This is a genomic window from Novipirellula sp. (assembly GCF_041583735.1).
In the GTDB taxonomy this organism is placed as follows: Bacteria; Planctomycetota; Planctomycetia; order Pirellulales; family Pirellulaceae; genus Novipirellula.
In genome coordinates, this window is sequence record NZ_JBFHFD010000990.1 from 1 (window position 1) to 2,040 (window position 2,040).

2 protein-coding genes are annotated in these 2,040 nt (G+C 56.8%); both read right to left on the bottom strand.

The genetic code is table 11. The features are described from left to right. Nucleotides 1-1,055 (bottom strand): protein-L-isoaspartate(D-aspartate) O-methyltransferase (locus tag ABX962_RS35350; protein ID WP_372726348.1); only part of this gene is annotated, 1,055 nt, incomplete at its 3' end. A gap of 216 nt (nt 1,056-1,271) precedes the next feature. After that, on the bottom strand, nt 1,272-2,040 hold a 769-nt coding region (locus tag ABX962_RS35355), incomplete at its 5' end, for an exopolyphosphatase (RefSeq protein ID WP_372726349.1).

Genomic DNA, 2,040 nt, shown 5'->3' on the forward strand with positions numbered 1-2,040 from the left:
ACCCGTCCACTCAACCGGATCATGGACACTTCGCGGCCATCGATCGCGATGCCTTGCAGTAAATGCGAGCTCAATCCGGCTGTCTCGTTCTCAAATCGCACAAACGTCGCTCCTTCGGGCGCGGTCACGCGGGCGGATCCCGAGGACGACTGCGAACCCTCGCTCTCGGATTCCGCAGACGGAGTGACCTGCCTGACTTGGCGTCCGTAGTACCACCCGGGAACAAAGTCTTCGGTCGAACTCTGCTCAGCGGTCGGCAGCGTCTCGAAATTTCCATTGATCACCACGGGGTTCGCGGGATCCGGCAATTGCTGACGCCCCTCTTCGGCTTCGCCCGTCATCGGCACAAACAGGGTGGGGTGCAGTGCTTGGCGGACCAATTTCCCATCCACCTTCTGCATCCGATACAACGTCTGCTGATAGCGTTGGCCGACGGGAATGATCATCAGCCCCCCTTCGCGAAGTTGTTCAATCAACGGCAGCGGCACCGATTCGGGACTGCAGGTGACGATGATCTTGTCGAATGGCGCGGCATCGGGCCAACCAAGAAAACCGTCCCCAATTCGGGTGGATACATTTTCATACCCCAAACGTGAGAGCGTCTCGGCAGCCTTGCGTCCGAGTTCATCGACGATCTCGATCGAATAGACGTGCTCGACCAAGGGGCTAAGCACAGCCGCCTGGTAACCGCTGCCGGTACCAATTTCGAGCACTTTGTCGGTCGGCTCGGGCTCGATCGCCTCGGTCATCGAAGCCACCGTGAAGGGACTGCTAATCGTTTGCGAACCACCAATCGGCAGCGCCATGTCCAAATAAGCCCGTTCACGTTGACTCTTGGGCACAAACTCGTGTCGCTCGGTATTACGAATCGCATCGAGCACACGAGAGTCCTTGACGCCGGCCGACGCAATCCGGTCTTCGACCAAACGCTCTCGCAAGATCGTATACAGATCGTCGGCAGCCGTTTGTTCACTGCGAATCAGAAATGCCAAAACCAGACTCCCGAAGATACCGATGAATTTGCTGCAAGCCGCAACATCATTAGAAAAACTCATTTACATGCCTCTGAAGTTCGGGAGCGGACTCAACGACCACTATAATCAATCGAACGCCCGTTTTTATGTTTTGCTTGGCAGAGCCGGGCCGTATGTCCCCGCTTTACTCGCCGCAACCGGACGGCTCGCGCCGCGGGCGATTCCCAAAGGAGACGACATTGCGTGGGCGTCGCACCGCGACGAGAACGCACCGCAGTGGAAGCTCGCGACGTGTCGCTATCGTCCGCTCCGCAATAAGACCTGCATCCCGAACACATCGCGAAACAGTCCCGAGTTTTGACGCATCGCAATTTGTTCGAGCGACACATCGTCCACGCCCGGAACCTTGATCACCCATTGCCGTCCTTCGCGAGTGCATTCGATTTCGCGAATACGCCCGCTGCGGGTATCATCCAGCGCGATCGCAAGCCTCAGAATTGCCGCCAACTTTGCGACCACGACGCGGTCCTCTCGCTCCAGCGATCCGTACCCTTCGTGAGACGGCTGGGGTGAAGCACGGCGATAATAGCGAGCCACCAACCCCACTTGCAACAGCTCGCTCTTGGACAACCCAAACAAACCACTGTTGCGAATCACGTACAGAGCATGCTTATGGTTGCTGCGGACATTGATCATCAAGCCAATTTCGTGAAGTAGCGCCGCGACGTGCAAAATCACCTCGTGTCGCTGATCCAATTGGTGCTCGGCAACCAATTGTTCGAACAATTTCCGCGACAACTCGGCAACGTTTCGGGCATGCGTTTCGTCGAAATCGAACCGTCGCCCGAGCGTGATGGCCGAGCGAACAATTTGATTGCGAAATTCCGCTGTCCACTCACCACCGATCGCCATGTCACGCAACAAACCGTCACGCAAATTGGTATCGCACACGTAAACGTGGGTCTGATTGAACGCTTGGGCCAACATTGAATAGGCAAGCAGTGCCGGACCGAGCGTCTCGGCCTCGATAAAGCTTGCTCCAAATCGTTTGACAATGGCGTCTTCG